Genomic DNA, 24272 nt, shown 5'->3' on the forward strand with positions numbered 1-24272 from the left:
TGCCTGTCACGAGCATCCACGTTTTTGAAGGCGTTACCGGATCAACGACGTGGATGGCCGGGACATAGGCGAACGCCGTTCTTCGAACGGCTATGCCCGGCCATGACGATCATACGGCATCATTGCTGTTCTCGCGTCGTTCCCTCCCCAGCCGGAACGCGTTCTCCACGATCCGCAAGCCGACCTCGCCGCCGAGCGACATCAGCGATTCCGGATGAAACTGCACGCCGCCGACCGGCAGCGACTTGTGCTCGATCGCCATCGGCACCCCGTCGTCGGTGGTCGCCGTTATTTCCAGCACCTCGGGCAAACGGTCGCGCTCGACATAGAGCGAATGATAGCGGCCGATCACGATCTCGTTCGGTAGATTGCGCATCAGCCGGCCGCCGCGATTCTGTACGCGCGACGGTCTGCCATGCGCCGGCTGCGCAAGCTGACCGAGACGCCCGCCGAAATACTCACCGATCCCCTGCAAGCCGAGGCAGACGCCGAACACCGGCATCTTCTTCTCCAGCGCGAGACCGATGGTTCGGGCCATGCCGAAATCCTCCGGCCGGCCGGGACCGGGCGACAGCACCAGCAGGTCATAGCCTTGCCTGTCGAGCATGTCCCGCGCGTGGACGTAGCGCACCACGCTGACCCGCGCGCCGACCTGCCGGAAATAATCCGCCAGCATGTGCACGAAGCTGTCGTCGTGGTCGATCAGTAGCACGCGTTTTCCCGAGCCTGTCGCATCCGGCGCCACGGCCGAGAGCGGCTTCGGGGCATCGCCGCGCAGCGCCTGAAACAGCGCCGCCGCCTTGGTCTGGCACTCGCGATCCTCGAGTTCCGGCTTGCTGTCGAACAGGCAGGTCGCGCCGACGCGCACTTCCGCGAGGCCATCCTTCATGCGGATGGTGCGGATGGTCAGGCCGGTGTTGATCGAGCCGTCGAAGCCGACGACGCCGAACGCGCCGGCATACCAGCGCCGCGTCGAGCGCTCGTTGTCCTCGACGAACTGGATCGCCCACTTCTTCGGCGCGCCCGTCACCGTCACCGCCCATGCGTGGGTGAGGAATCCATCGAGCGCATCGAAGCCCGACCGCAGGATGCCTTCGACATGATCGACCGTATGAAACAGCTTCGAATAGGTTTCGATCTGGCGGCGCGCGAGCACCTTGATCGTGCCCGGCATGCAGATGCGCGCCTTGTCGTTGCGATCGACGTCGGTGCACATGTTGAGTTCGAACTCGTCCTTCTCCGAGTTGAGCAGTTCGCGGATCTGCTCGGCGTCGCCGATGGCGTCGGCGCCGCGCGCGATGGTTCCGGAAATCGGACAGGTCTCGATGCGGCGGCCGTCGCTGCGCACGAACATTTCCGGCGAGGCGGAGACAAGAAACTCGCCGTCCCCGAGATTGACCAGCCCGCCATAGGGCGATGGATTGATCCGGCACAGCCGCTGAAACACCTCGGCCGGCGAGCGTTCGCAGGGCTCGGCGAACAACTGCCCCGGCACCGCCTCGAACAGGTCGCCGCGCGCGAACGCGGCGCGCGCGGTTTCCACCGTTGCCTGATATTCGCCGGGAGCGTGATCGGTGAAGCCCTGGCGAGATGTCTTCGCATAGACGCTGTCGGGCGTATCGCGCGGCTGCCCTTCGGTGGAGCGGCCTTTCCATGCGAAATCGTACGACAGTACGACGCCATGGCCCGCGGCGCGGTCATAAGCCAGCAGGCGATCCGGAATGAACAGCACGATGTCGCGCTGATCGGGTTCACGCGCGCGTTTCTGCACCAGATCTTCAATCTGGAACACGAGGTCATAGGCGAACGCGCCGTACAGCCCGAGCATGGGATCCGCCGTCGACGCGAAAGCCGCCACCAGCGCCCGCACCAGCGACATCACGCTTGCGCGCCGGGTACGCTGGTCTTCCTCCACCGGAGCATCGCCGCGGACAATATGACCGGCGATCCGGCGGGCGGTCTTTTCGGTGACGACCGCGCAGGGCTCGCTCAAGGTCTCGCCAAGGAAAGCGATCAGCACCTCGCCGCGAGCATTGGCGGCTTCGATGGTAAAATTGAATCCCGTAGTTTCGATCTTCAGCGGCGGATCGGCAAAGCCGAGGTCGAAACTCTCATAACGGCCCGGCACCGTCGTGCCCGATGACAGCACCACGCCGCGGCGGCTGTCGAGCAGTCCGATCAGGTCGTCGAGCCTGCTGCCGCCGGTAAAATGTTCGATCGACCGGCTGATCGAGAGGCCACCGGCGGTCAGGTACTCGCTTTGCGCGGGAAGGGAAAAGGCGGTCCTGTTCATGCAGTCCTCTTACGAGACTTGCGGAGAGAGCGCCACACAGGACAAACAAAAAGGCCGTCGCTCTGCATGACGGCCCTCGACGATTAGAAAGAAATGCAAAATCGTATCAGCCACCCTTCAGAAGGTGGGTCGCCAGAAGCGGCGCGGGCGAATGACGGTATCCATGGCGGCGAAGTCATCATTCCGGTGGTGCGATGTCAAGAGCGTTCACCGGCGACGCGCCGCTTTGGGACAGGATCCTGCTACATCCTGATCCAACTCAGGTGTGTCAGTATCGAGATGCCCCCCTGAAGCATTTCCGCTTCCGATTGAACGGAAGCGGAAGCTCTGGAATTGTTGTTTTGACGCTTTCTGCACGCAAAGCCGAATATCCATCCTCGGGTCAAGCCCGAGGAAATGCTTGGCTAGAGAACGCTACAATTCGACACCGGGAGAACATCATGGCCTTCAAAGTCGTGAGCGACAGTTTCAAGGACGGCGACTACCTCAGCACGGATCATGTCGTATCGGCGGATTTCGGTTTCGGCTGCGCGGGCGGCAACCGCTCGCCGCACCTGCGCTGGAGCGGCGCGCCGGAAGGCACGAAGAGCTTCGCCGTGACCTGTTTCGATCCGGACGCGCCGACCGGCAGCGGCTTCTGGCACTGGGTGGTCATCAATATTCCGGCCTCGGTGAGCGAACTTGAACTCGACGCCGGCAATCCCGATAGCGGCAAGCTGCCGGCCGGCGCCCTACAGACCCGCACCGATTACGGCGCCGCGCGCTACGGCGGCCCCTGCCCGCCGGAAGGCGATCATCCGCATCGATATGTCTTCACCGTGCATGCGGTCGGCGGCGACATCAACGCCGACGCCGACACCTCGGCGGCGGTGATCGGGTTTCAGCTTCATTTCAACACGCTGGCGAAATCAGCGGTGATGGGCCTGTTCAAGCGCTGAGCGAGGTTCGTCTCGAACGAATGCGTAATACGAGAGAGGCGGTTCGTTCAATCATCGTCATGGCCGGACTTGTTCCGGCCATCCACGTCTTGGAAACCGGGGAAAAAGAAGATCTGGATGCCCGGCATAAAGCCAGATATGACGAAGAGGAATGCCCTCGCCGTTTGAACCGGCTTCGCTTAAAAAAAGGCTCCCGCTAGGGAGCCTTTCTGATTTGAGAGCGCGCCGCAAATTCAGTGCGCGTCAGCCCAGACCGCCCGCTTGGTGAAGTAGAGCAGTCCCGCAAGGATGACCATGAAAATCATCACCTGAAAGCCAAGCCGCTTGCGCTCCTCGAGCTTCGGCTCCGCGGCCCACATCAGAAACGCCGCCACATCCTTCGCATACTGATCGACGTTCTGCGGCGCTCCGTCGTCGTAGGTGACCTGATCGTCCGACAGCACGTTCGGCATCTTCATGGCATGGCCGGGGAAGTACCTGTTGTAGGTCGATCCGTCCGGCAGCTTGAACCCTTCCGGCGGGGTATCCTCGAACCCCGTCAGAAGAGCGTGGATGTAGTTCGGGCCCTTCTCCTGAAACTGGGTGAAGGCGTCGAAGATGAACTGTGGGAAGCCGCGCTCATAGCCGCGCGCCTTGGCCATCAGAGAGAGATCGGGCGGAGCCGCGCCGCCATTGGCCGCGCGGGCAGCGTTCTCGTTCGGGAACGGCGACGGAAATTTGTCGGCGATGCGTCCCGGCCGCTCGAACATATCGCCGGCGTCGTTGGGTCCGTCCTTCACCTGAATCTCGGCGGCCAGCGCCTCGGCCTGGGCGATCGAGAGGCCCGGGCCGCCCGGATCCGTCAGGTTGCGATAGTGCACAAGGTTCATCGAATGGCAAGCCGCACAGACTTCCTTGTAGACCTTGTAGCCGCGCTGCAACTGGCCCTGATCGAATTTTCCGAACGGGCCGGCGAACGACCAGCTCATCGAGGGCGGTGTCGAGCCATGATCGGACGCTCTTGCCGTCGAGCCGCTGTCCAGCGCGAGCAACCCAGCAACTCCGATCACCGCCAGGGCCGAGGCCACGACGCTTTTCTTCTTCCCCAGCACGTCATCGGCGATGGAATTGGGGACGGCTCGCGGCTTCTCGATGCGACTCAGGATCGGCAGCACGATCAGGAAGTAGGCGAAGTAGCACGCCGTCAGGATTCGGCCGGCGATCACATAGACCCCCTCCGGCGGCTTCGCGCCGAGATAACCGAGCCCCAGACACACGCCGACAAAGATCCAGAAGCACTGCTTGGCCAGCGGACGATAGCGCATGGAGCGGGTCTTGGCGGAATCGAGCCAGGGCAGGAAGGCCAGGACCAGAATGGCGCTGAACATCGCCACCACGCCCGCGAGCTTGTCCGGGATCGAGCGCAGGATCGCGTAGAACGGCAGATAGTACCATTCCGGCACGATGTGCGGCGGCGTCACGCCCGGATTCGCCGGGATGTAGTTGTCGGGATCGCCGAGATAGTTCGGGATATAGAAGACAAACCAGAAATAGAACAGGATGAAGCAGGCCAGGCCGAACCCATCCTTGATCGTCGCATAGGGTGTGAACGGCACCGTATCCTTCGACGACTTGGGCTCGACCCCGGCCGGATTGTTCTGTCCCGCGACATGCAGCGCCCATACGTGCAGCACGACCACGCCCGCGATCACGAACGGCAGCAGGTAGTGCAGCGAGAAGAAGCGGTTCAGCGTCGGATTGCCGACCGAGTAGCCGCCCCATAGCAGGGTCACGATGCTTTCGCCGAAATAGGGGATGGCGGAAAACAGATTGGTGATGACGGTCGCGCCCCAGAAGCTCATCTGGCCCCACGGCAGCACGTAGCCCATGAAGCCGGTCGCCATCATCAGCAGGTAGATGATGACGCCGAGGATCCAGAGGATCTCGCGCGGCTCCTTGTAGGAGCCGTAATAAAGACCGCGAAGCATGTGGATATAGACGGCGATGAAGAACATCGAGGCGCCGTTCGAATGCAGGTAACGCAGCAGCCAGCCGTAATCGACATCGCGCACGATGGCTTCGACCGAGTTGAAGGCGAGATCAGCGTGCGGCGTATAGTGCATCGCCAGGATCACGCCGGTGACGATCTGCACGCCCAGCATGAAGGAGAGGATGCCGCCGAACGTCCACCAGTAGTTCAGGTTGCGCGGCGTCGGATAGGCGACGAACGAGGAATGAACGAGACCGAAGATCGGCAGACGGCGCTCGATCCATTTAAGGACGGGATTCTTCGGCTGGAAGGTGGAGGGTCCGCTCATGATGCGATCCTGACGAATGAGACGACGCGTTCGGTTCGGGACGGCTGGGCCTTAGCCGATCTTGATCTTGCTGTCGGAGATGAAGGCGTAAGGCGGCACCGGCAGGTTGGAGGGCGCGGGGCCCTGGCGGATACGGCCGGAGGTGTCGTACACCGAGCCGTGGCAGGGGCAGAAGAAGCCGTCATAAGCGCCCTCATGCGCGATCGGCACGCAGCCCAGATGGGTACAGATGCCGATGACAACCAGCCACTGGTCATGGCCTTCCTTGACGCGCGCCGAATCCGGCTGCGGATCAGGCAGACTCGCGACATTGACGTTGCGGGCTTCCTCGATCTGCTTCTTGGTGCGGTGGCTGATGAAGATCGGCTTGCCGCGCCAGAACACCTTGATGTCCTGCCCTTCGGCGATGGGAGAGAGATCGACCTCGATCGGCGCGCCCGCGGCGACCGTGGAGGCGTCCGGGTTGAGCTGGGCCACCAGCGGCCAGGCCGCGGCGGCGGCGCCGACGGCGGCGACCGCCCCGGTCGCCACAAAAAGGAAATCACGGCGGCTTTGTCCTGCCGAAGACGATGTCGTCACGATTCCAACCCTTTCCTACCCGCTGCCGGTCTTGTTGCTATGAGGTGTAACCATTCCAGGGATGCATCTTGCAAGCGGCCGTTTTATTGGCACCCTCGCCGGATCAGCGCAAGTGCGCTATCGGTCTCATTCGTGCAGCGCACAAAATGCGGCAGCCGCGAAGCCATCTCAGGGAAGTCATCTCGGGACAATCATCGAGCCAATGCGGATCGCACTATTTCAACCCGATATCCCGCAGAACACCGGGACAATTCTGCGTCTTTGCGCTTGCCTCGGCGTTGAAGCCCACATCATCGAGCCCGCCGGATTTCCGGTCTCGGACCGGCATTTCCGCCGGGCGGGCATGGACTACCTCGACCAGGTCACCATCGTGCGCCACGATTCCTGGCTGAAATTCGAGCAATGGCGCGCCGGCGACGGCGGGCGGCTGGTCCTGTTCACGACCAGGGGCGCCCTGCCCTATCTGGACCATCGTTATGCGGCTACCGATATTCTGCTGTTCGGCCGCGAAAGCGCCGGGGTCCCGGATGCCGTGGCAGCCGCCGCGGACGCACGTCTGGTGATACCCTTGAGGCCCGCACTACGTTCGCTGAACGTCGCCATGGCAGCCGCCATGGCCGTGGGCGAGGCTCTGCGGCAGACAGAACCGGCCCTGACGGAAAGGATCCCGTGAGTTACGCGGTCAAGGAAATTTTTCTGACGCTGCAGGGCGAAGGCGCCCATGCGGGCCGCGCCGCGGTATTCTGCCGCTTCTCCGGCTGCAACCTCTGGAGCGGCCGCGAAGAAGATCGTGCTTCAGCCACCTGCCGGTTCTGCGACACGGATTTCGTCGGCACCGACGGCACGCTGGGCGGACGCTACGCCAGTGCCGATGCGCTGGCCGACACCGTCGCCGGACAATGGGCCGGACCGGCCGCCCATCGCTACGCGGTGTTGACCGGAGGCGAGCCGCTGTTGCAGGTCGACAAGGCGTTCGTCGACGCGCTGCACGCCCGCGGCTTCGAAATCGGAATCGAGACCAACGGCACCCTTGCGCCGCCCGACGGCATCGACTGGCTGTGCGTCAGCCCAAAAGCTGGCGCCGATCTGCGCATCAGGCGAGGTCACGAACTCAAGCTGGTCTATCCGCAGGCGGATGCCCGGCCCGAGGATTTCGCGGATCTCGCCTTCGATCGGTTTTCGTTGCAGCCGATGGATGGGCCGGACGCGGCCGAAAACACCGCGCGCGCCGTCGACTATTGCCTGCGGCATCCGCAGTGGCGGCTCAGCCTGCAAACACACAAGACGCTTGGGATCAGGTAGAAATGGACGAGCGGCAACGCGTAAAGACGTCATGCGCCGACGCGGGCTCCACCCGCGCATCCATATGGAGGCGAACTTCAAAATGTGGGAGTTGACGAAATCGTTCCGCTTCGAGGCCGCGCACGCGCTGCCGGGAACGACATTGGGAGCCGCGAGCATGGAGATCCACGGCCATTCGTTCCGGGCCGAGGTGAGCCTGCGCGGCACGCCCGATCCCGCGAGCGGAATGGTGCTCGATCTCGGCCTGCTCGAACGGGGCATGGGCGAGGTCCGGAACAAGCTCGACCATAAGCTCCTCAACGACGTCGAAGGACTTGGCCCGCCGACGCTGGAGAACCTGGCGCGCTTCATCTGGGATCATGTCCAGCACGCGGGAGCCGTGACCCGCGTCAGCGTGCATCGCGACAGCTGCGGCGAAAGCTGCGCCTATTTCGGTCCGCATGTTCCGTCGTAAAGAATGAATCGGTTTCATCCCGTGAAGGAGACCTCGATGGAGGCAACCCGGTTGGAGGATCGCACGCTGGAGGATCGCAAGGCCCGCGCGCGATCCTGGTTCGAGCAACTGCGCGACGATATCTGCTCGGCTTTCGAGAAGCTGGAAGACGACGCTCCCGCCTCACTCTATCCCGGCAGCGCGGGACGTTTCGTCCGCACGCCGTGGGAACGCACCGACCACACCGGCAAGCCCGGAGGCGGCGGCGTCATGTCGATGATGCACGGGCGGCTGTTCGAGAAAGTCGGCGTGCACTGCTCGACCGTGCATGGCGAATTCGCGCCGGAGTTTCGCGCGCAGATTCCCGGAGCGGCGGATGATCCCAATTTCTGGGCGTCGGGCATCTCGCTGATCGCCCACATGCGCAACCCGCATATTCCCGCCGTTCACATGAACACGCGCTTCGTGGTCACCACGAAAGCGTGGTTCGGCGGCGGCGGCGACCTGACGCCGGTGCTGATGCGGCGGCGCACGCAGGAGGACCCGGACAGCGTCGCGTTCCACGCGGCGATGAAGGCCGCCTGCGACGCTCACGCCGCCATCGCGCCGTACGACAAATACAAGACCTGGTGCGACGAGTATTTCCATCTGCCGCACCGCAAGGAAGCGCGCGGGATCGGCGGCATCTTCTATGACTGGCATGACAGCGGCGACTGGAACGCTGATCTCGCCTTCACGCAGGACGTCGGACGAGCGCTGCTCAAGGTCTATCCCGAACTCGTGCGCCGCAACTTCAGCACGCCGTGGACGGCGGCCGATCGCGAGGAGCAGTTGATCCGGCGCGGACGCTACGCCGAATTCAATCTTCTCTACGATCGCGGCACCATTTTCGGGCTGAAGACCGGCGGCAACGTGGAGTCGATCCTCTCCTCGATGCCTCCCGAGGTGAAATGGCCATAAAGGAGTATTTCCGCCCAGCTCACAGCCGGTGATCGCGCGTGAACCGTGCGACGGTCTGATCGGCGATCGCCGAAAGCCGGGCGGAGTCGAGCGGGAAATCCTCCGCGAGCCAGGCGTCTTCCGCGAGCGTCAGAACGTGTCCGAGCGCAGGACCTTCCGCGATTCCGCGAACGATGAAATCCTCGGCCTTCAGAGGAAAGGCAGGCGGCTGCCAGCGCCGCGGCAGGGTTGCGACGTTTAGCCACGGAGCCGGATCGGCGCCGAGCCCCGCCTTCGACCAGGCCTGCATCAGCCGGTCACGAAAGCGCGTCGCGCCAAGGCGGTACAACCGCCGGCGGGCGGTCGCCTCGTCCATGCTGCCGAGCCGCCACCAGCGATGTCCCATCGAGTCCAATTGTTTCGCCTCGGCATTGGAGAGCCGCAAGCGCTGCGCGAGCCGCCGCGCATCTTCGGTCACCGACACCGCAAGCGCCGCGAGCCGGCGGATCGGATCCGGCGCAAGTTCGAGCGCGGATTCCGCCGCCATCATCGCCGCGAGCGGCCCGCGATAGGCCACCCCGCCGAAAACGGCCAGCAGCAAGCCGCCATCCTCCATCGCCACCGCCGCTTCCACGGCGCCATCGGCGAGAAGCAGCTTCAGAATCTCCGCCCGCAGGCGTTCGGCCGACAGCGTGGCGAGTCCGGCGCGGCCGCGAATGCAGGCGAGATAGCCATCGCGATCGGGCTCGCCCGCGCCATAGGCGGCGTGGATCCGGAAAAAACGGAGGATGCGCAGGTAGTCCTCTGCGATACGACGGTCCGGATCGCCGATGAAGCGCACCCGCCTGGCCGCGATGTCGTCGAGGCCGCCGACATGATCGTGCACCGTGCCGCCGCTATCGACCGACAGGCCGTTGATGGTGAAATCGCGACGCTGGGCATCGCGCGCCCAATCCCGGCCGAAGGCAACCCTGGCCTTGCGGCCGAAGGTTTCAACATCCTCGCGCAGCGTCGTGACCTCGACCGGCTTGCCCTCGACGACCAGCGTAACGGTGCCGTGCTCGACCCCGGTCGGAATGCTCCTGATGCGGGCCGCGGCCGCGCGGCGCATGACTTCCTCGGGCGGCGCGGTGGTGGCGATGTCGATCTCGACGACGGGCAGGCCCATCAAGGCGTTGCGAACGGCGCCGCCGACGACCCGCGCTTCCTCGCCGTTTCCGCCGAGCAGCGAGAGAACGCGTACCGCCGGACCTGATTTCAGCCAGCCCGCATCGCATAGCGAGCGGGCCGCGTTCACCTCTCGGCTCCGGGCACAAGCTTGCCGTTCTCGATATGGGCCGGAATATAGGTCGAATCCGGCGGCGCGCCGGAAAAATTCGCCAGCAGAATGAAACTGACGACGACCAGCACCAGCGCCGCGAGCGAGAGCCTCAAGACGACATGCGCCGGCCATGAGGCGGCGATCATGAAATCCACACGGTTGGCGATGAGATATGCCGCGTAAACGGCGAACGGAATCAGGAAGATTCCGAGCTCCATTAGAATTGGACGCATCATTTCAGATAGACTCGCTCGTACAGTACGCGCAGGATCCCGGCAGTCGCACCCCAGATATTTCGCTCGGCGAACGGCATCTCGTAGAACGAGCGCGTTCTGCCGCGGAATTGCTTCCGGCCGAGTTTGTGATTGAGAGGGTTCATCAGAAACGACAGCGGCACCTCGAATGCGTGGTCCACTTCATTCGTATTGATGCGAAGATCAAATCCCGGCCTTACCCGCGCCAGTGTCGGCAGGATGCGGAAGCCGAAACTCGTCCCGTAAAGATCAAGATACCCGATCGGCTCCACGAAGTCGCGGGTCAGCCCGACTTCTTCCCACGCCTCCCGCAGCGCCGCGTCGATCGGCGAGGCGTCGGTGGCGTCGATCTTGCCGCCGGGAAACGCGATCTGACCGGCATGCTCCTTGAGATGCGCCGCACGCTGCGTCAGCAGCACCGTCGGCTGTTCGCGCGCGATCACCGGAATCAGCACCGCCGCCGGCCGGATCGGCGTTTCCAGAGCGATCGTGCGGAGCACTGCATCGTTGTCATCGTCACCGGTCAAGGGAACGATGCCGGCGTCCGTGAGCCCCGGCGGGATGTCGAAACGCAGCCGCTCCCGCGCGCGGTCGAAAAACTCCCCGGCGCCGATCGTGGTGGCGGCGGCGCCAGTCCTCACCATGGGCACGTTCAACCTGCGTCCCTCACCTGCTCGGCATCCGCCATCGCAAAGAACTCGCCTCCCGATTCGATGCCGAACATCATCTTGTTATCGACCATCCGTTGCGCGCCCATGTCAACAAGATCATAATACAACGCCCTCGTCACTTTGGCCCAGAGACCGGCCCGAACGTGCAGATAAGGCTTCAATCCGCCGCCCGCCGAGGGCTCAAAACGCAGCCAGTGCCCGGAATCGCATGGCACCCAGTCGCCGACGTTGGTGCGAAAGTGCAGCAGACGGCCGCCTGCATCCCGATCCTCGATCATCTCGACGGCCAGAAACGGCGCGTCGTCGACGCTGATGCCAACCTTCTCCACCGGCGTCACCAGAAAGTGGCTATCGCCTTCACGTTTCAGGATCGTGGAGAACAGCCGCACCAATGCCGGACGGCCGATCGGGGTCCGCATGTAGAACCAGGTGCCGTCGCTGGCGATTCGCATATCCAGATCGCCGCAAAACGGCGGGTTCCACAGATGCACCGGCGGCAGACCCTTGCCGGGCGGGCCGGCGGCGTCACGGGCGGCCGATATCAGCCCGTCCAGTGTCCGGCTCTCCGGCTGCCCTTGCTTCGCCATGGTTTACCCTGAGGTTGCCCCGCTTGTTCTGGCACAAAACAGACGCAAGACCAATGGGCGCGGGCCGGATGCCGGAACCGGCGCTTAGGCTCCCGATTGTGACTCCCCGTCCGGAGGTCAACTCCCCGACGATGACAGACGATCACATGGGGATAGTTTAATTCGAGGAATACACAGCGATCGCGTATGTTTAACAGTTCATGGCGTGACGGCGCGGATGGCGCGGCCACGCGCAAGGAGTGACGGATGGCCGCCGCAGACCCCGACAAAGGCGTTGAGAAACTGGAGGACGTGATCGTCCGCTCCGCAGAGCAGGTCGCGGAGCAGATTCGCGCGGCGCGGGACGCGATTTCCAACGTCATCTTCGGTCAGGACCGGGTGATCGAGAACACGCTGGTGACCATCCTTTCCGGCGGTCACGCGCTCCTGATCGGCGTTCCCGGCCTCGCCAAGACCAAGCTCGTCGAAACGCTCGGCGTCACGCTCGGACTCGACGCCAAGCGCGTCCAGTTCACGCCTGACCTGATGCCGTCGGATATCCTCGGCGCCGAGGTGCTGGACGAGAGCAGCATCGGCAAGCGATCCTTCCGCTTCATTCCCGGACCGGTCTTCGCACAGCTTTTGATGGCGGATGAAATCAACCGCGCCAGCCCGCGCACGCAGTCAGCACTCTTGCAGGCGATGCAGGAGCAGCACATCACCGTCGCCGGCGTGCGCCACGATCTGCCGAAACCCTTTCATGTGCTGGCGACGCAGAATCCGCTGGAGCAGGAAGGCACCTATCCGCTGCCGGAAGCGCAGCTCGACCGTTTTTTGATGGAGATCGATGTCGGCTATCCGGATCGCGACGCGGAACGCCGCATCCTGTTCGAGACCACCGGCGCCGGAGAGGCCCTCGCGAAAGCCGCGATGAACGCCGACGCCGTTCTTGCCGCGCAGCGGCTGGTGCGGCGGCTGCCGGTCGGCGACAGCGTGGTCGAAGCCATACTGTCCCTGGTGCGCTCGGCGCGTCCGGGCCCGGAGAGCGGCGAAACCGGAAAGCTGATCGCGTGGGGACCGGGACCGCGCGCCAGCCAGTCGCTGATGCTGGCCGTGCGCGCCCGCGCGCTGCTTGACGGACGCCTTGCACCGTCGATCGACGACGTCCTAGACCTCGCCGAGCCGGTGCTCAAGCATCGCATGGCGCTGACGTTCTCGGCTCGCGCCGAAGGCCGCTCCATTGCCGACGTCATCAGACAACTTAAATCGCGGATCGGTTGATGGTCGCAGCCGCCGGGCACGTCAGGCAGGAAATCGAAGCCGTCAGACGTGCCGATGGTGAAAGCCGCACGCTGGCGGCGTCGCTGCCGCGTCTGGTGCTGGAAGCCCGGCGCATCGCCGCCAACGTCATTCATGGCCTGCATGGCCGCCGCCGTCCTGGCCCCGGCGAAAGCTTCTGGCAATACCGGCGATTCGTGTCCGGGGAGCCGTCGCAGAACGTCGACTGGCGCCGCTCCGCGCGCGACGATCATCTCTACGTCCGCGAGCACGAGTGGGAGGCCGCGCACACCGTCTGGATCTGGCCCGACCGCTCGGCGTCGATGGCCTTCGCCTCCCGACATGCGCGCGACAGCAAGCTCGAGCGCGCCCTGATCGTGACGTTCGCACTGGCCGAATTGCTGGTTGCCGGCGGTGAACGCGTCGGCGTTCCCGGACTGGTCAATCCGACCGCGAGCCGCGACGTCATCGACAGGATCGCCCAGGCGATGCTTCATGACGATCGCGCCCGCGCCAGTCTGCCGCCCTCGTTCGTGCCATCGGCCCGGTCGGAGATCGTACTGCTGTCGGACTTCTGGTCGCCGGTCGCCGATATCCGGACCATGCTGGCCGGGCTGTCGGCTTCAGGCGCGCACGGCACGCTCTTACAGGTCGTCGATCCCGCCGAGGAGACGTTCCCCTATTCGGGACGCGTCGAATTCGTCGACCCCGAGGACGGCCGGGTCATCACCGCCGGGCGAGCCGAACGATGGGCCAGCGACTACGTCAGGCGCGTCGCGCTGCACCGCGACCAGATCCGCACAGAGACCAAAGCACTCGACTGGCTGTTCTCGACTCACACCACCGACCGGTCCGCCGCCGAACTGCTGTTGTTTCTCCACAGCGGCATGATGGCGAGCCGGGGAAGCGGCGGCGTCTCGGCCGGAGCGGAGCGCACCGCATGATGCCGGCCCTTCCGCTGTCATTCCTGCAACCGCTGATGCTGCTCGGCCTGCTCAGCCTGCCGCTGCTATGGTGGCTGCTTCGCGTGATGCCGCCGCGCCCGCGCCGCATCGATTTTCCGCCGACACGGCTGCTGTTCGACATCGCGCCGAAGGAAGAAACGCCCTCGCGCACCCCGTGGTGGCTGACGGCCTTGCGGCTTGCTGCGGCGGCGCTGGTGATTCTCGCGGCCGCCGGTCCGGTGTGGAATCCGAAAACCGGCGCGGCCCGCGGCGCCGCGCCGCTGACGATCCTGCTCGACGATGGCTGGAGCGCGGCATCGAGCTGGGAGACGCGGATCAAGGCGGCGGATGAGCTGATCACTGAAGCCGACGGCGACCGGCGGGGCGTCGCCATCGTGCCGTTGTCGGAGCCGGCGCGCGACATCACGCTGATGCCGGCCGGAACCGCGCGCGTGGCGCTACGCCAGCTCGTGCCGAAACCCTTCGCCGTCGAACGCGTCGCAACGCTGCCGGCGCTCGAACGCTTCCTGAAAGCGACGGGCGACAGCGACATCGCATGGCTGTCCGACGGCATCGACAGCGGGCGCGGGGTTGAATTCGTCGACGGACTTCGCAAGGTGATCGGCGATCGTTCGCTGACCGTCGTCGAGGGCGGCGCGCCGCCCGCCCGCGCGCTGACCGCGGCGGAGAATGCGGCCGCCCGGATGACCGTGAAGGTGCTGCGCGCCGCCGCGAACGGCTCCGATTCCGGGATGGTCCGGGCGCTCGACCAGAAAGGCGCGCCGATCGGCGAAGCGCCATATGCGTTCGCGCTTCAGGATCGCGAAACCGAAGCCGCGTTCGACCTGCCGCTGGAGTTGCGCAACGATATCGCCCGGCTGGAGATCGCCGGGGAACGGTCGGCGGGCGCGGTGCAATTGCTCGACAAGCGCTGGCGAAGGCGCGCCATCGGCGTGGTCAGCGGATCGAGCGCCGAAAGGGCGCAGCCGCTGCTCGCGCCGACCTTCTATTTGAGCCGCGCGCTGGCGCCGTTCGCCGATGTCCGGCTCGACGACAAGAGCGCCCCGCAGCAGGCCATCACCCAGTTTCTGGATCAGAAGCTGCCGATGATCGTCATGGCCGACGTCGGGGCGCTGTCACCGGAACTGCGCCATCGGATCGACGACTGGATCGGCCGTGGCGGCGTGCTGGTGCGGTTCGCGGGACCGCGTTTGGCGCAGGCGGACGACGGCCTGGTCCCGGTCAAATTGCGGCGCGGCGGCCGCAGCCTCGGCGGCAGCCTGACCTGGGAAAAGCCGCAACATCTCGCCGCCCTGGCCGAGGACGGACCGTTCGCCGGCCTGCCGGTGCCGAATGACGTGACCGTCAGCCGGCAGGTGCTCGCCGAACCGGATGCAACGCTGGCGGCGAAGAGCTGGGCGTCGCTGGTCGACGGCACGCCGCTGGTGACCGGCGAGCGCCGTGGCAAGGGCCTGCTGGTACTGTTCCACATCAGCGCCGACATGCGCTGGTCCGATCTGCCGATGTCCGGCACTTTCGTCGAGATGCTGCGGCGGATCGTCGATGCCTCCGGCTACACGGCGAACATCGGCAGGATCGACACGAACACCCGGACGGAAACCGCCGCGCCGCTGCGGACGCTCGATGGTTTCGGCGTTCTCACGCCGCCGCCCGCCACTGTCAAACCCCTGCCGGTCGATGATCGCGGCCGTGGCACCATCGAGCACCCACCGGGATTCTACGGCCCGGTCGACGCGCCGATCGCCGTCAACACGCTGGCGGCCACCGACCGGATCGTGCCGCTCGACACGTCGAACCTGACGGCGCGGCGGGCGAGTTTCACCAATGCCGAGCCGCATGATCTGCGCGGCGTCCTGCTGTCCTCGGCGCTCGCATTGTTTCTAGCCGACGCCGTCATCGTGGCGCTGCTCGGCGGCGGCCTGGCCATGCTGCTGCGCCGACGCGCGGCCCACGCGGCGCTGGCGGTCGCGCTCGCGCTGCCCGCGATCGCGATAGCGCCCTCGCCGTCCCGCGCCGACGCCGCAAGCGACACGTTCGCGATGAAGGCCGTGGCGCAGACCCGGCTCGCCTATGTCGTGACCGGCGACGCCGGCGTCGACGCCATCGTCAAGGCGGGAATGAGCGGACTGACATTGTTCCTGGCGCAACGCACAGCGCTTGAAGCCGGCGAGCCGGTCGGCGTCGATCCGGCCCGCGACGAACTGGCGTTCTTCCCGCTGATCTACTGGCCGGTGGTGCCGGGCGCGCCGAAGCCGCCGCAAAAGGCGCTCGACAGGATCGACGCCTACATGAAGCAGGGCGGCACCATTCTGTTCGACACCCGCGACGCGATCGACGCGCTGCCGGGGACGGACGGCGAATCCCAAACGCCCGGAATGCAGCAACTGCGCATCATCCTGGCGTCGCTCGACATTCCCGAACTCGAGCCGGTGCCGCACGAGCATGTGCTGGCCAAGACGTTCTATCTTCTGCACGGCTTTCCGGGCCGCTTCACCACCGGCCAGACCTGGGTCGAGGCCCTGCCGCGCAGCGAGGATGACGAAGCGGCTTCACGGCCGGCACGCGGCGGCGACGGCGTCTCGCCGATCATCATCACCTCGAACGATCTCGCGGGCGCCTGGGCCATGCGTCCCGATGGCCAGCCAATGCTGCCGCTCTCTCCGGGCAAGCCGCGCCAGCGCGAATTCGCGTTCCGCGCCGGGGTCAACATCGTGATGTACACGCTGACCGGCAACTACAAGGCCGATCAGGTTCATGCGCCTGCGCTGATCGAACGGCTGGGACAGTAGGACCGCGGCATGCAGTACGGCATCGCCTTCGCCCCGCTGGTTCCCACGATCGTGCTGTGGAGCGCGCTCGCCGCGATCGTCGTGATCACGGTGCTGCTTCTGGTCGGCCGCGCGCGCGGCGCTGCGGTGCGCGTCGCGGCGCTGGCGCTGATCCTGCTCGCGCTCGCCAATCCGTCGTTCACCCGAGAGGAGCGCGAACCGCTGGCATCGGTGGCCGCCGTCATCGTCGACAAAAGCCCGAGCCAGAATTTCGGCGACCGTACCGATCAGGCCGCGAAGGCGCGCGACGCGCTTGTCGACCGCCTCAAGCAGGTCAAGGGACTTGAAGTCCGCATCGTCGATGCGGGCCAGGCGGACGGCGAGACCGACGGCACTCGGCTGTTCTCGGCGCTTTCCTCGACCCTGTCCGATGTGCCGACCGACCGCGTCGCCGCGGCCTTCCTGATCACCGACGGGCGCGTTCACGACATTCCGGACAACGTCGCCGCGCTCGGATTCAAGGCGCCGGTCCATGCCCTGATCACCGGCCATACGAACGAACGCGACCGCCGCGTCGCGATCGTCGCCGCGCCACGTTTCGGCATCGTCGGCCAGAGCCAGACCGTTACCTACCGGCTCGACGACCAGGGCGTCAGCGGCGAACTCGCGAAAGTGGTGGTGCGCCGCGACGGCGACGTCATCAGCGAGCGTAGCGTTCTGAGCGGGGAAACCGTGAAGGTCGATGTCGGCATCAAACATGCCGGACAGAACATCATCGAGATCGAAGCCTCTCCGCTCGCGAACGAACTGACGCTGGTCAACAATCGCGCCGTGGTGCCGATCGACGGCGTCCGCGACAAGCTGCGGGTGCTGCTGGTATCGGGCGAGCCGCATTCGGGCGAGCGTACATGGCGCAACCTCTTGAAGTCGGACCCGAGCGTCGATCTGGTGCACTTCACGATTCTGCGTCCGCCCGAAAAGCAGGATGGTACGCCCATCCACGAACTGTCGCTGATCGCTTTCCCGACGCGTGAGCTGTTTCAGGAGAAGATCAACGAATTTCAGCTCATCATCTTCGACCGCTACGCGCGCCAGGGCGTGTTGCCGACCGCCTATTTCGACAGCATCGCCCGTTACGTGCGCGCGGGCGGCGCGGTGCTGGTTTCGGCCGGCCCGGACTACGCCTCGACCACCAGCATCTGGCGGACGCCGCTGGACGCCGTGCTGCCGGCCGAGCCGGTCGGCGTCACTGAAAAGCCGTTCCACGCCCGGCTCAGCGAAGCCGGCAAGCGCCATCCCGTCACGCGGGGGCTCGAAGGCTCCGCGAGCGATCCGCCGCGCTGGAGCCGATTTTTCCGCGAAGTCGACACCCGCAACGTTGCGGTGCCGCCGGTCATGACCGGAGCCGACGGCCAGCCTTTGCTGTTGCTGTCGCGGTATGACGAAGGCCGGGTGGCGCTGCTTCTGTCGGATCACATCTGGCTGTGGGCAAGGGGTTTTGAGGGCGGCGGCCCGCATCTCGACCTGCTGCGGCGGATGTCCCACTGGCTGATGAAGCAGCCCGAGCTCGAGGAAGAAACGCTGCGGCTCGCGGTTCAGGGCAAGGACCTCGTCGTGCAGCGCCAGACCATGGCCGACACCGTCGCTCCGGTCACCGTCACCTCGCCCTCCGGCAAGACTCGCGAACTGACGCTGGAGGCCGCGGAGCCCGGCTTGTGGAAGGCGGCCTTGGCGGCGGACGAACTCGGATTGTGGCAGGCGACCGACGGCACGCTGAAAGCCCTGATCAATGTCGGTCCCGCCAATCCGAAGGAGTTTTCCGAGGTCACCTCAACCGTCGGAGGGCTCCGGCCGATCGCGCAGGCCAGCGGCGGCGACGCCCGACGGATCGCGGATGGCTCGGCCATCAACATTCCACGCATCGTCCCGGTGCACGCCTCCAGCGTGTTTCGCGGCGAAGGCTGGCTGGGCGTGCGGATGCGCGACGCCAGCGTGGTCCGCGGCGTCGGCGTGCTGCCGGTGTTCACCGGACTGATCGGCCTGTTGCTGCTGCTCGGCGCATTTGCCGCGACCTGGCTTCGGGAAGGACGCTGAACCGATCCGGTCGCGCCATTCCGTTGCATAAAACCCACAGTGCCGATCCGGCGGTTCCTCAATCAGACCGCCGAAGCATGTCTCCGTTGACATCCGGCCGGAACCCAGGCGTTATATTATAACATCCGAGCCGCTGCGGAACGATCCCGCGAGGGCATAGGGCAGATGCAATGAAGTGGTTCCGATCGAACATCAAACATGGATCGCGGCTAGCGCTGCTCGCGCTCGCGATCCAGTTTGTGCTGTCGTTCGGCCATCATCACGGCGCGGTGGCGCTCGCGGCGCCCGCCATCGCGATGCAGGCCAGCGACGCCGCCGGGACCGGGACCGACAAGACCCTCGCGACCCACGACAGTGATCCCGCAAATGCATCGGCCCCGCGACCCGCCGAACCGACGTCAGGCGCAGATCAGGACAGCGATCACTGCGCCGTCTGCGCCGTCCTTGCGCTCGCGCGGACGGTGCTGTTCTCGGTGCCTCCGGTTCTGCCGCTCCAGGACGCGTATCATGTCCTCTATCTGACCGCCGCGGCCGAATTCAATCACCTCGAATCGCGGCGTGTCGCCTTTCAGCCGCGCGCCCCTCCTTCGTCCTGACGTCGATCCGGCAAGGGCCGCCGCGCCGCGCGGGGCCTTTGACCGACGAATTTCGCAAGTTGCTTATCGACTTCGACGGCCCCCGACCGCTGCGAGCGGAGCGTCGGCCGTGTCAGGACCAGCCAGATGCCCTTTTCTTCCAGTCGTTTTCTTGCGATGGCGCGCCTCGGCGCGATGTCGCTTCCAGCCCTTGCCATGGGAATCCCCGATGACGTTTCCGCCCAGACCGCCCTGCCCGGAATCGTGGTCAACGCGCCCAGTCCGATCGTGCGCCACGCACGGCCGGCTCCAACGACACCGGCGCGCACAGCCCGCCGCGGCACGACAAGGCCTTCCGCGCCGCAGCCACCCGAGATAGCCAGCGCACCGCAGCCGGCTTCCAGCGATCTCCGGGGCACGCTCCCCATCGTGACCGACCAGTTCGCGACCGTGACCGTGGTGACGAATGAAGAGATTCGCCGCAACGGAGCCGCGACGCTGGGCGACCTGCTTAATGACAAGCCCGGCATCACCGGCTCCTCCTATGCACCCGGCGCATCGAGCCGGCCCATCATCCGCGGCCTCGACGTCAATCGCGTCGGCATCGTGGAGAACGGCATCGGAAGCAATGGGGCCTCCGATCTCGGCGAGGACCACTTCGTGCCGATCGATCCGCTTTCGACCAATCAGGTCGAGGTGATCCGCGGCCCGGCGGCGCTGCGTTACGGGTCGACGGCCATCGGCGGCGTGGTCAGCGCCAGCAACAATCGCATACCGGAGCAAATGCCGTGCGGTCCGACGCCGTGGCAGGCTTACGGTTTCGGGGTCAAGCCTCCGGTCACCGCCAATGGCTGCCTCAATGCCGAGACCCGCTCGGCGCTTTCATCCGTCAACAACGGTCTCGAAGGCGCCGTGCTGATCGACGCCGGCGCCGACAACGTGGCGGTTCACGCCGACGCTTATGGCCGCCGCGCCGACGACTACGCGATTCCCGGCGGCCGCTACCAGGCCAATACCTCGAACCGCAGCATGGGCGCATCCGTCGGAGCGTCATACCTGTTCGACGGCGGCTTCATCGGCGCGTCCATCGCTCACAACAACGTCCTCTACCATATCCCCGGCGATCACGGCGCCGACTTCAAGGAGCGTATCGACGGCCGCCAGAACCGCGTGACCGTCAAGGGAGAATATCGCCCCGATTCCGCGCTGATCGACGCCGTCCGCATCTGGCTCGGCGCCGTGGACTACAGGCACCACGAACGCGGACTGGAGGACGCCCACGATCTGTCCAGCGACGGCATCCATCAGACCTTCACCGACCGCTCGCAGGAAGGCCGGCTCGAGGTCCAGCTCGCGCCGTACATGCTCGGTGCCATCCCCGTCACCACCGCGATCGGCATTCAGGGCGGACATCAGGATCTCACGGCGAGCAGTCCAGAGAACGCGGGGGCGCTCTACAACGGACTGTTTGCGCCGAACTCGAACTCCCGGATCGGAACCTACATCTTCAACGAGTTTCAGCTCGCGCCCACGACGCGCGCGCAAATCGCCGGTCGCGTGGAGCATGTGTGGCTGAACGGCACGATGCCGGACTTTCCGGCCAGTTTCATGCCGGACGGGTCGGCGCAGCTGCCGATCGCGCGCGATCTCTCCTTCACGCCGGCCAGCGCCAGCGTCGGCCTGCTGCAGGATCTGCCGGGTGACCTTGTCGCCAGCGTCACCGGCCAGTTTGTCCAGCGCGCGCCGAAGCCGGCGGAGCTGTTCTCCCGCGGCATCCATCACGCCACCACCACTTTCGACATCGGCAATCCGAACCTGAAGATCGAGACCGCGCAATCGGTCGAAGTGGGTCTGCGGCGCGCCAAGGGCCCGCTCCGCTTCGAGGCGACGGGCTACTACACGCGTTTCAACAACTTCATCTACCGGCGCCTGACCGGCGCATTCTGCGACGACGACTTCGCCTCGTGCCACACCCACGATCATCACGATCACGACGATCATGACGACCACGATCATGATGATCACGACGACCACGGCCACGACGACGCGCACGGCCACGGACACCACCTCAACCAGGCGGTTTACAGCCAGCGTGACGCCACGTTCCGCGGCGGCGAATTGCAGTTTCAGTACGACGCGATTCCGTTGTGGAACGGCATGTTCGGCATCGAGGGGCAGTACGACATCGTCCGCGCGACTTTCACGGACGGCACCAACGTGCCGCGGATTCCGCCGCAGCGCCTGGGCGGAGGTTTCTTCTACCGCGACGCCAACTGGCTCGCCCGCATCAACCTGCTCCATGCCTTCGCGCAGAACAACGTGAGCGATGTCGAGACGCCCACCCCCGGTTACAACCGGCTGCGGGCCGAGATCAGCTATACGACCATGCTGCCCGGAAACCACTGGCTGGGCGGACAAGCGGTGACCGTCGGTCTCGTCGGGGACAACCTGCTGAACGAGCAGATCCGCAACGCCGCCGCCTACAATAAGGACCAGGTGTTGCTGCCGGGGCTGAACGTGCGGCTGTTCGCGAATGTGAAGTATTGAATCCGTCCCGGTGATGCCCGGCTTATGCCGGGCATCACCGCAACATCAAACGGCGGATTGCCTAGAGCCTTTTCGCTTCTGATGTAATAAGAAGCGAGGCTCTATATTGTTGTTTTGACGCGTTTCTTCACGCGAATAGGTCATCCACTTCGCTTGAAAACGCTCAAAAGCAAAAAGCATCGATCTCAACTTCCCGCAGCCTCCCGCGCGAACGTCCAGTCCGGCCGGATCATGCCGGATACGCCCTCGAACGCGCCAGCAGCCAGCTCACACACCAAAAGCCGCGCCCGATCGACCGGACCCGGCATGTCGGCCTGTCCTTTCGGAATCATCCTGAAACCGGCGCGACCGTAATAGGATTCATCGCCGACAAGCACGACGAGACGATGCCCTTTCGCTTTCGCGTCTCCGAGCGCGCGCTCAAGCAGCGCGTGCCCGATCCCCCGGCCACGGAACGGCGGCTCGACCGTCAGCGGACCGAGGAGCAGCGCCGGCGTGTCGCCAATGCAGACCGGCAACAACCGGACCGAGCCGACCAGCAGCGTGCCGATGCGCGCGGTCAGGGAAAGTTCAAGCAGATGATCGACATGCTCGCGCAGGCGGTAAGCGCTGAGCACGAAACGGCCGGGACCGAAAGTGCGTTCGTGCAGACGCTCGATGGCCTGCGCGTCACCGGCGGTTTCGGTCAGGAGGGTAAGGGACAGATCTGACATGAGGAAGGCGGATAGCATCTGCCAGGGGCGCGGTCCATCGCCCGCCACTGATCACAGCCGGTAGTTGCGGGCGGTCCGCTCACCCGCGCCAGGTAGGCACCGGCGCTTCGTGATATAGAACTTCCGCGATCCGCAGCCGCGTGCCGGCCGTGGTGTCGGCCGGCAGGGCATCGGCGGCGAAAAAACCGCAATCGATGATCTCCCGGTTTGGTTCGGGCTTGCGATCCTGCCGGAAGTCCCGGACGACATAGACAGTGACGTGATCCCGCCGCGAAACATGGCTGTTGAAAAAAATGCCGTGCAACACCGGTTCGCCGCAGATTTCGATTCGCCCTTCCTCCATGAGCTCGCGCTCCAGCGCCGTAAGCGACGCCTCGCCGACCTCGACGCCGCCGCCCGGCAAATGCCAGCCCGCCACATAGCCGTGCCTGACCAGAAAGACCCTGTTATCGGCGTCGAGCACAACGCCGCGCACACCGAGCGTCATGCCGCGGGCGAACCGAAAATACAGGTGAAACAGCCGGCGCCGCGCGGACTCCTCAAAGCGCCGCAAACGGTGAAAGTTCATGATATCGTAAGCCCCCGACACCGCGCGAAGCGAGCGCTTGCTTTCGCATGATCGCTTGCATCATAGCGGCGCTCTTGCCAAAACCTCAGAATATTCCCGGATACGAGGTAAAAGTGAAGCAGCTTCATGACAGGGAAAGCGGCACGCTATCGCGGCGGGCAACGCACCGGATCGCCGTCACCGGTATGACGGTGTTTTTCCCCAGCACTCCGACCGGCAGCGCCTGATGACTGCACTCACGCTCGCGCACCTGTCCGATCCGCATCTTGGACCGCTGCCGCCGCTGCGGCTGCATCAGCTCGCAGGCAAGCGCGCGATCGGCTATCTGAACTGGAAGCGTGGCCGGCACGCCATCCATCGGCGTGATGTGCTGGATGCCCTGGTCGCCGATATCAAGGCGCAATCACCCGACCATATCGCTGTGACCGGCGATCTCATCAATCTCGCCCTCCCGGACGAGTTCACGCAAGCGCGCGCATGGCTAAGCCAGGTCGGCGCTCCCCACAACGTCACCCTCGTGCCCGGCAACCACGACGCCTATGTTCGCCCGACGCAAAAACAGATCTCCGAATGGGAAGACTATATGCGCGGCGATAACGCCGGCGAAGGGACGCCGCTTTCATTTCCGTTCCTGCGCCGCAGAGGACCGCTGACGCTGATCGGGGCTTCCTCGTCGGTTCCGACGCGTCCATTCATGGCCACCGGCCGGCTCGGCCCCAAACAGCTCGATGCGCTGGATCGCGGACTCTCACAGCTTGAGAGCGATCCGAACTTTCGCGTGCTGCTGATCCATCACCCGCTGTCTTCGAAAGACTCGTACAAACGGCTGACGGATGCCGACGCGCTGCTGGATCTTCTGAAGCGGCGCGGCGTGAACCTGATCCTGCACGGCCATGATCATATCCATTCGACCATGTGGTTCGACGGACCGCAGGGCCGCATTCCCGCCATCGGCGTGCCGTCGGCATCCGCGATGCCGCATCGGCATTATCCGCCCGCCGCCTACAACCTGTTCTCGATCACGCCGGACGGGAACGGCTGGCGCTGCGAGCAACAGGTGCGCGGCTTCGCCGATCAGGCAGCGATCGAGCGCAAGGAAGTCAGCGAATTGCAGCGGACACAGCTCATCTAGAGTCTTTTCACGTTTCATGGAAACGGTGAACGACTCTAT

General features: G+C 65.1%; 21 protein-coding genes. 12 read left to right on the forward strand and 9 right to left on the reverse strand.

Annotated elements, in window-relative coordinates; genetic code table 11:
• Positions 1–109: 109 nt before the first annotated feature.
• Positions 110–2293: an anthranilate synthase component I gene (locus NWI_RS13580; protein ID WP_011315817.1), complete on the reverse strand. Its 2184-nt coding sequence runs from the start codon at positions 2291–2293 to the stop codon at positions 110–112.
• 440 nt (positions 2294–2733) lie between these two features.
• Between NWI_RS13580 and NWI_RS13585 the strand changes: the two genes are divergently transcribed.
• Positions 2734–3231 carry a YbhB/YbcL family Raf kinase inhibitor-like protein gene (locus NWI_RS13585; protein WP_041345122.1) on the forward strand — a complete coding sequence of 166 codons (498 nt, stop codon included), beginning with the start codon at positions 2734–2736 and terminating at the stop codon, positions 3229–3231.
• 233 nt (positions 3232–3464) lie between these two features.
• Here NWI_RS13585 and NWI_RS13590 read toward each other — a convergent pair whose 3' ends face one another.
• Complete coding sequence (locus tag NWI_RS13590) at positions 3465–5528, reverse strand: cytochrome c1 (RefSeq protein WP_011315819.1); 2064 nt, start codon at positions 5526–5528, stop codon at positions 3465–3467.
• A 51-nt stretch (positions 5529–5579) separates the two neighbouring features.
• Positions 5580–6107, reverse strand: coding sequence for a ubiquinol-cytochrome c reductase iron-sulfur subunit (petA, locus tag NWI_RS13595; protein ID WP_011315820.1), 528 nt, complete (start codon positions 6105–6107; stop codon positions 5580–5582).
• 202 nt (positions 6108–6309) lie between these two features.
• On the opposite strand from petA, the gene NWI_RS13600 reads away from it, so the two are divergent.
• The 4 genes from NWI_RS13600 (at position 6310) to hemF (ending at position 8802) form a co-directional block, all read left to right on the forward strand.
• A complete protein-coding gene (locus NWI_RS13600; RefSeq protein WP_011315821.1) occupies positions 6310–6780 on the forward strand; it encodes a tRNA (cytidine(34)-2'-O)-methyltransferase in 471 nt (156 codons plus the stop codon).
• Positions 6777–7409 (forward strand): 7-carboxy-7-deazaguanine synthase, encoded by a 633-nt coding sequence (gene queE, locus NWI_RS13605; protein WP_011315822.1) that lies wholly within the window; start codon positions 6777–6779, stop codon positions 7407–7409. Before NWI_RS13600 ends, queE begins: the two co-directional genes overlap by 4 nt.
• A gap of 82 nt (positions 7410–7491) precedes the next feature.
• The gene (locus tag NWI_RS13610) at positions 7492–7863 is read left to right on the forward strand and encodes a 6-carboxytetrahydropterin synthase (RefSeq protein WP_011315823.1); all 372 of its coding nucleotides are present in this window, start codon (positions 7492–7494) and stop codon (positions 7861–7863) included.
• A gap of 36 nt (positions 7864–7899) precedes the next feature.
• Positions 7900–8802, forward strand: coding sequence for an oxygen-dependent coproporphyrinogen oxidase (gene hemF / locus NWI_RS13615; protein WP_011315824.1), 903 nt, complete (start codon positions 7900–7902; stop codon positions 8800–8802).
• A 19-nt stretch (positions 8803–8821) separates the two neighbouring features.
• Here the strand turns inward: hemF and NWI_RS13620 are convergent, their stop codons facing one another.
• From NWI_RS13620 to NWI_RS13635, 4 genes are read right to left on the reverse strand one after another with little or no spacing between them, the layout of a single operon-like run.
• Positions 8822–10078 (reverse strand): CCA tRNA nucleotidyltransferase, encoded by a 1257-nt coding sequence (locus tag NWI_RS13620; protein ID WP_011315825.1) that lies wholly within the window; start codon positions 10076–10078, stop codon positions 8822–8824.
• Positions 10075–10338, reverse strand: coding sequence for a DUF6111 family protein (locus NWI_RS13625; RefSeq protein WP_011315826.1), 264 nt, complete (start codon positions 10336–10338; stop codon positions 10075–10077). The genes NWI_RS13620 and NWI_RS13625 overlap by 4 nt, the downstream gene beginning before the upstream one ends.
• On the reverse strand, positions 10335–11000 hold the full coding sequence (locus NWI_RS13630; protein WP_011315827.1) for a CoA pyrophosphatase: 666 nt from the start codon (positions 10998–11000) through the stop codon (positions 10335–10337). The genes NWI_RS13625 and NWI_RS13630 overlap by 4 nt, the downstream gene beginning before the upstream one ends.
• Positions 11001–11008: 8 nt before the next feature.
• The gene (locus NWI_RS13635; protein ID WP_011315828.1) at positions 11009–11614 is read right to left on the reverse strand and encodes a DUF1285 domain-containing protein; all 606 of its coding nucleotides are present in this window, start codon (positions 11612–11614) and stop codon (positions 11009–11011) included.
• Between the two features lie 246 nt (positions 11615–11860).
• Between NWI_RS13635 and NWI_RS13640 the strand changes: the two genes are divergently transcribed.
• From NWI_RS13640 to NWI_RS13665, 6 genes are all read left to right on the forward strand, one after another.
• On the forward strand, positions 11861–12874 hold the full coding sequence (locus NWI_RS13640) for an AAA family ATPase (RefSeq protein ID WP_011315829.1): 1014 nt from the start codon (positions 11861–11863) through the stop codon (positions 12872–12874).
• The gene (locus NWI_RS13645) at positions 12874–13815 is read left to right on the forward strand and encodes a DUF58 domain-containing protein (RefSeq protein WP_011315830.1); all 942 of its coding nucleotides are present in this window, start codon (positions 12874–12876) and stop codon (positions 13813–13815) included. The genes NWI_RS13640 and NWI_RS13645 overlap by 1 nt, the downstream gene beginning before the upstream one ends.
• Positions 13815–16625, forward strand: coding sequence for a DUF4159 domain-containing protein (locus NWI_RS13650; RefSeq protein WP_041345653.1), 2811 nt, complete (start codon positions 13815–13817; stop codon positions 16623–16625). Before NWI_RS13645 ends, NWI_RS13650 begins: the two co-directional genes overlap by 1 nt.
• A gap of 9 nt (positions 16626–16634) precedes the next feature.
• The gene (locus tag NWI_RS13655) at positions 16635–18698 is read left to right on the forward strand and encodes a membrane protein (protein ID WP_011315832.1); all 2064 of its coding nucleotides are present in this window, start codon (positions 16635–16637) and stop codon (positions 18696–18698) included.
• 170 nt (positions 18699–18868) lie between these two features.
• Positions 18869–19294 carry a DUF2946 family protein gene (locus tag NWI_RS13660; protein ID WP_011315833.1) on the forward strand — a complete coding sequence of 142 codons (426 nt, stop codon included), beginning with the start codon at positions 18869–18871 and terminating at the stop codon, positions 19292–19294.
• A gap of 126 nt (positions 19295–19420) precedes the next feature.
• On the forward strand, positions 19421–21820 hold the full coding sequence (locus NWI_RS13665; protein ID WP_011315834.1) for a TonB-dependent receptor domain-containing protein: 2400 nt from the start codon (positions 19421–19423) through the stop codon (positions 21818–21820).
• A 185-nt stretch (positions 21821–22005) separates the two neighbouring features.
• Here the strand turns inward: NWI_RS13665 and NWI_RS13670 are convergent, their stop codons facing one another.
• Both NWI_RS13670 and NWI_RS13675 read right to left on the reverse strand, forming a co-directional pair.
• Positions 22006–22533 carry a GNAT family N-acetyltransferase gene (locus tag NWI_RS13670; RefSeq protein ID WP_041345654.1) on the reverse strand — a complete coding sequence of 176 codons (528 nt, stop codon included), beginning with the start codon at positions 22531–22533 and terminating at the stop codon, positions 22006–22008.
• A gap of 79 nt (positions 22534–22612) precedes the next feature.
• On the reverse strand, positions 22613–23101 hold the full coding sequence (locus NWI_RS13675) for an NUDIX domain-containing protein (RefSeq protein ID WP_011315836.1): 489 nt from the start codon (positions 23099–23101) through the stop codon (positions 22613–22615).
• 226 nt (positions 23102–23327) lie between these two features.
• Here NWI_RS13675 and NWI_RS13685 point away from each other — a divergent pair, with 226 nt between their 5' ends.
• The gene (locus tag NWI_RS13685) at positions 23328–24233 is read left to right on the forward strand and encodes a metallophosphoesterase family protein (protein WP_011315837.1); all 906 of its coding nucleotides are present in this window, start codon (positions 23328–23330) and stop codon (positions 24231–24233) included.
• The last annotated feature ends 39 nt before the right edge of the window (positions 24234–24272 follow it).

The sequence above is a fragment of the Nitrobacter winogradskyi Nb-255 genome, from assembly GCF_000012725.1.
GTDB classification, from domain to species: domain Bacteria; phylum Pseudomonadota; class Alphaproteobacteria; order Rhizobiales; family Xanthobacteraceae; genus Nitrobacter; species Nitrobacter winogradskyi.

Bases quoted from the DNA above. Each gene is read 5' to 3' on its own strand.
- NWI_RS13580 (WP_011315817.1), bottom strand. From the start codon at position 2,293: ATGAACAGGACCGCCTTTTCCCTTCCCGCGCAAAGCGAGTACCTGACC.
- NWI_RS13585 (WP_041345122.1), top strand. From the start codon at position 2,734: ATGGCCTTCAAAGTCGTGAGCGACAGTTTCAAGGACGGCGACTACCTC.
- NWI_RS13590 (WP_011315819.1), bottom strand. From the start codon at position 5,528: ATGAGCGGACCCTCCACCTTCCAGCCGAAGAATCCCGTCCTTAAATGG.
- NWI_RS13600 (WP_011315821.1), top strand. From the start codon at position 6,310: ATGCGGATCGCACTATTTCAACCCGATATCCCGCAGAACACCGGGACA.
- NWI_RS13610 (WP_011315823.1), top strand. From the start codon at position 7,492: ATGTGGGAGTTGACGAAATCGTTCCGCTTCGAGGCCGCGCACGCGCTG.
- hemF (WP_011315824.1), top strand. From the start codon at position 7,900: ATGGAGGCAACCCGGTTGGAGGATCGCACGCTGGAGGATCGCAAGGCC.
- NWI_RS13625 (WP_011315826.1), bottom strand. From the start codon at position 10,338: ATGATGCGTCCAATTCTAATGGAGCTCGGAATCTTCCTGATTCCGTTC.
- NWI_RS13630 (WP_011315827.1), bottom strand. From the start codon at position 11,000: ATGGTGAGGACTGGCGCCGCCGCCACCACGATCGGCGCCGGGGAGTTT.
- NWI_RS13635 (WP_011315828.1), bottom strand. From the start codon at position 11,614: ATGGCGAAGCAAGGGCAGCCGGAGAGCCGGACACTGGACGGGCTGATA.
- NWI_RS13640 (WP_011315829.1), top strand. From the start codon at position 11,861: ATGGCCGCCGCAGACCCCGACAAAGGCGTTGAGAAACTGGAGGACGTG.
- NWI_RS13645 (WP_011315830.1), top strand. From the start codon at position 12,874: ATGGTCGCAGCCGCCGGGCACGTCAGGCAGGAAATCGAAGCCGTCAGA.
- NWI_RS13650 (WP_041345653.1), top strand. From the start codon at position 13,815: ATGCCGGCCCTTCCGCTGTCATTCCTGCAACCGCTGATGCTGCTCGGC.
- NWI_RS13655 (WP_011315832.1), top strand. From the start codon at position 16,635: ATGCAGTACGGCATCGCCTTCGCCCCGCTGGTTCCCACGATCGTGCTG.
- NWI_RS13660 (WP_011315833.1), top strand. From the start codon at position 18,869: ATGAAGTGGTTCCGATCGAACATCAAACATGGATCGCGGCTAGCGCTG.
- NWI_RS13665 (WP_011315834.1), top strand. From the start codon at position 19,421: ATGCCCTTTTCTTCCAGTCGTTTTCTTGCGATGGCGCGCCTCGGCGCG.
- NWI_RS13670 (WP_041345654.1), bottom strand. From the start codon at position 22,533: ATGTCAGATCTGTCCCTTACCCTCCTGACCGAAACCGCCGGTGACGCG.
- NWI_RS13675 (WP_011315836.1), bottom strand. From the start codon at position 23,101: ATGAACTTTCACCGTTTGCGGCGCTTTGAGGAGTCCGCGCGGCGCCGG.
- NWI_RS13685 (WP_011315837.1), top strand. From the start codon at position 23,328: ATGACTGCACTCACGCTCGCGCACCTGTCCGATCCGCATCTTGGACCG.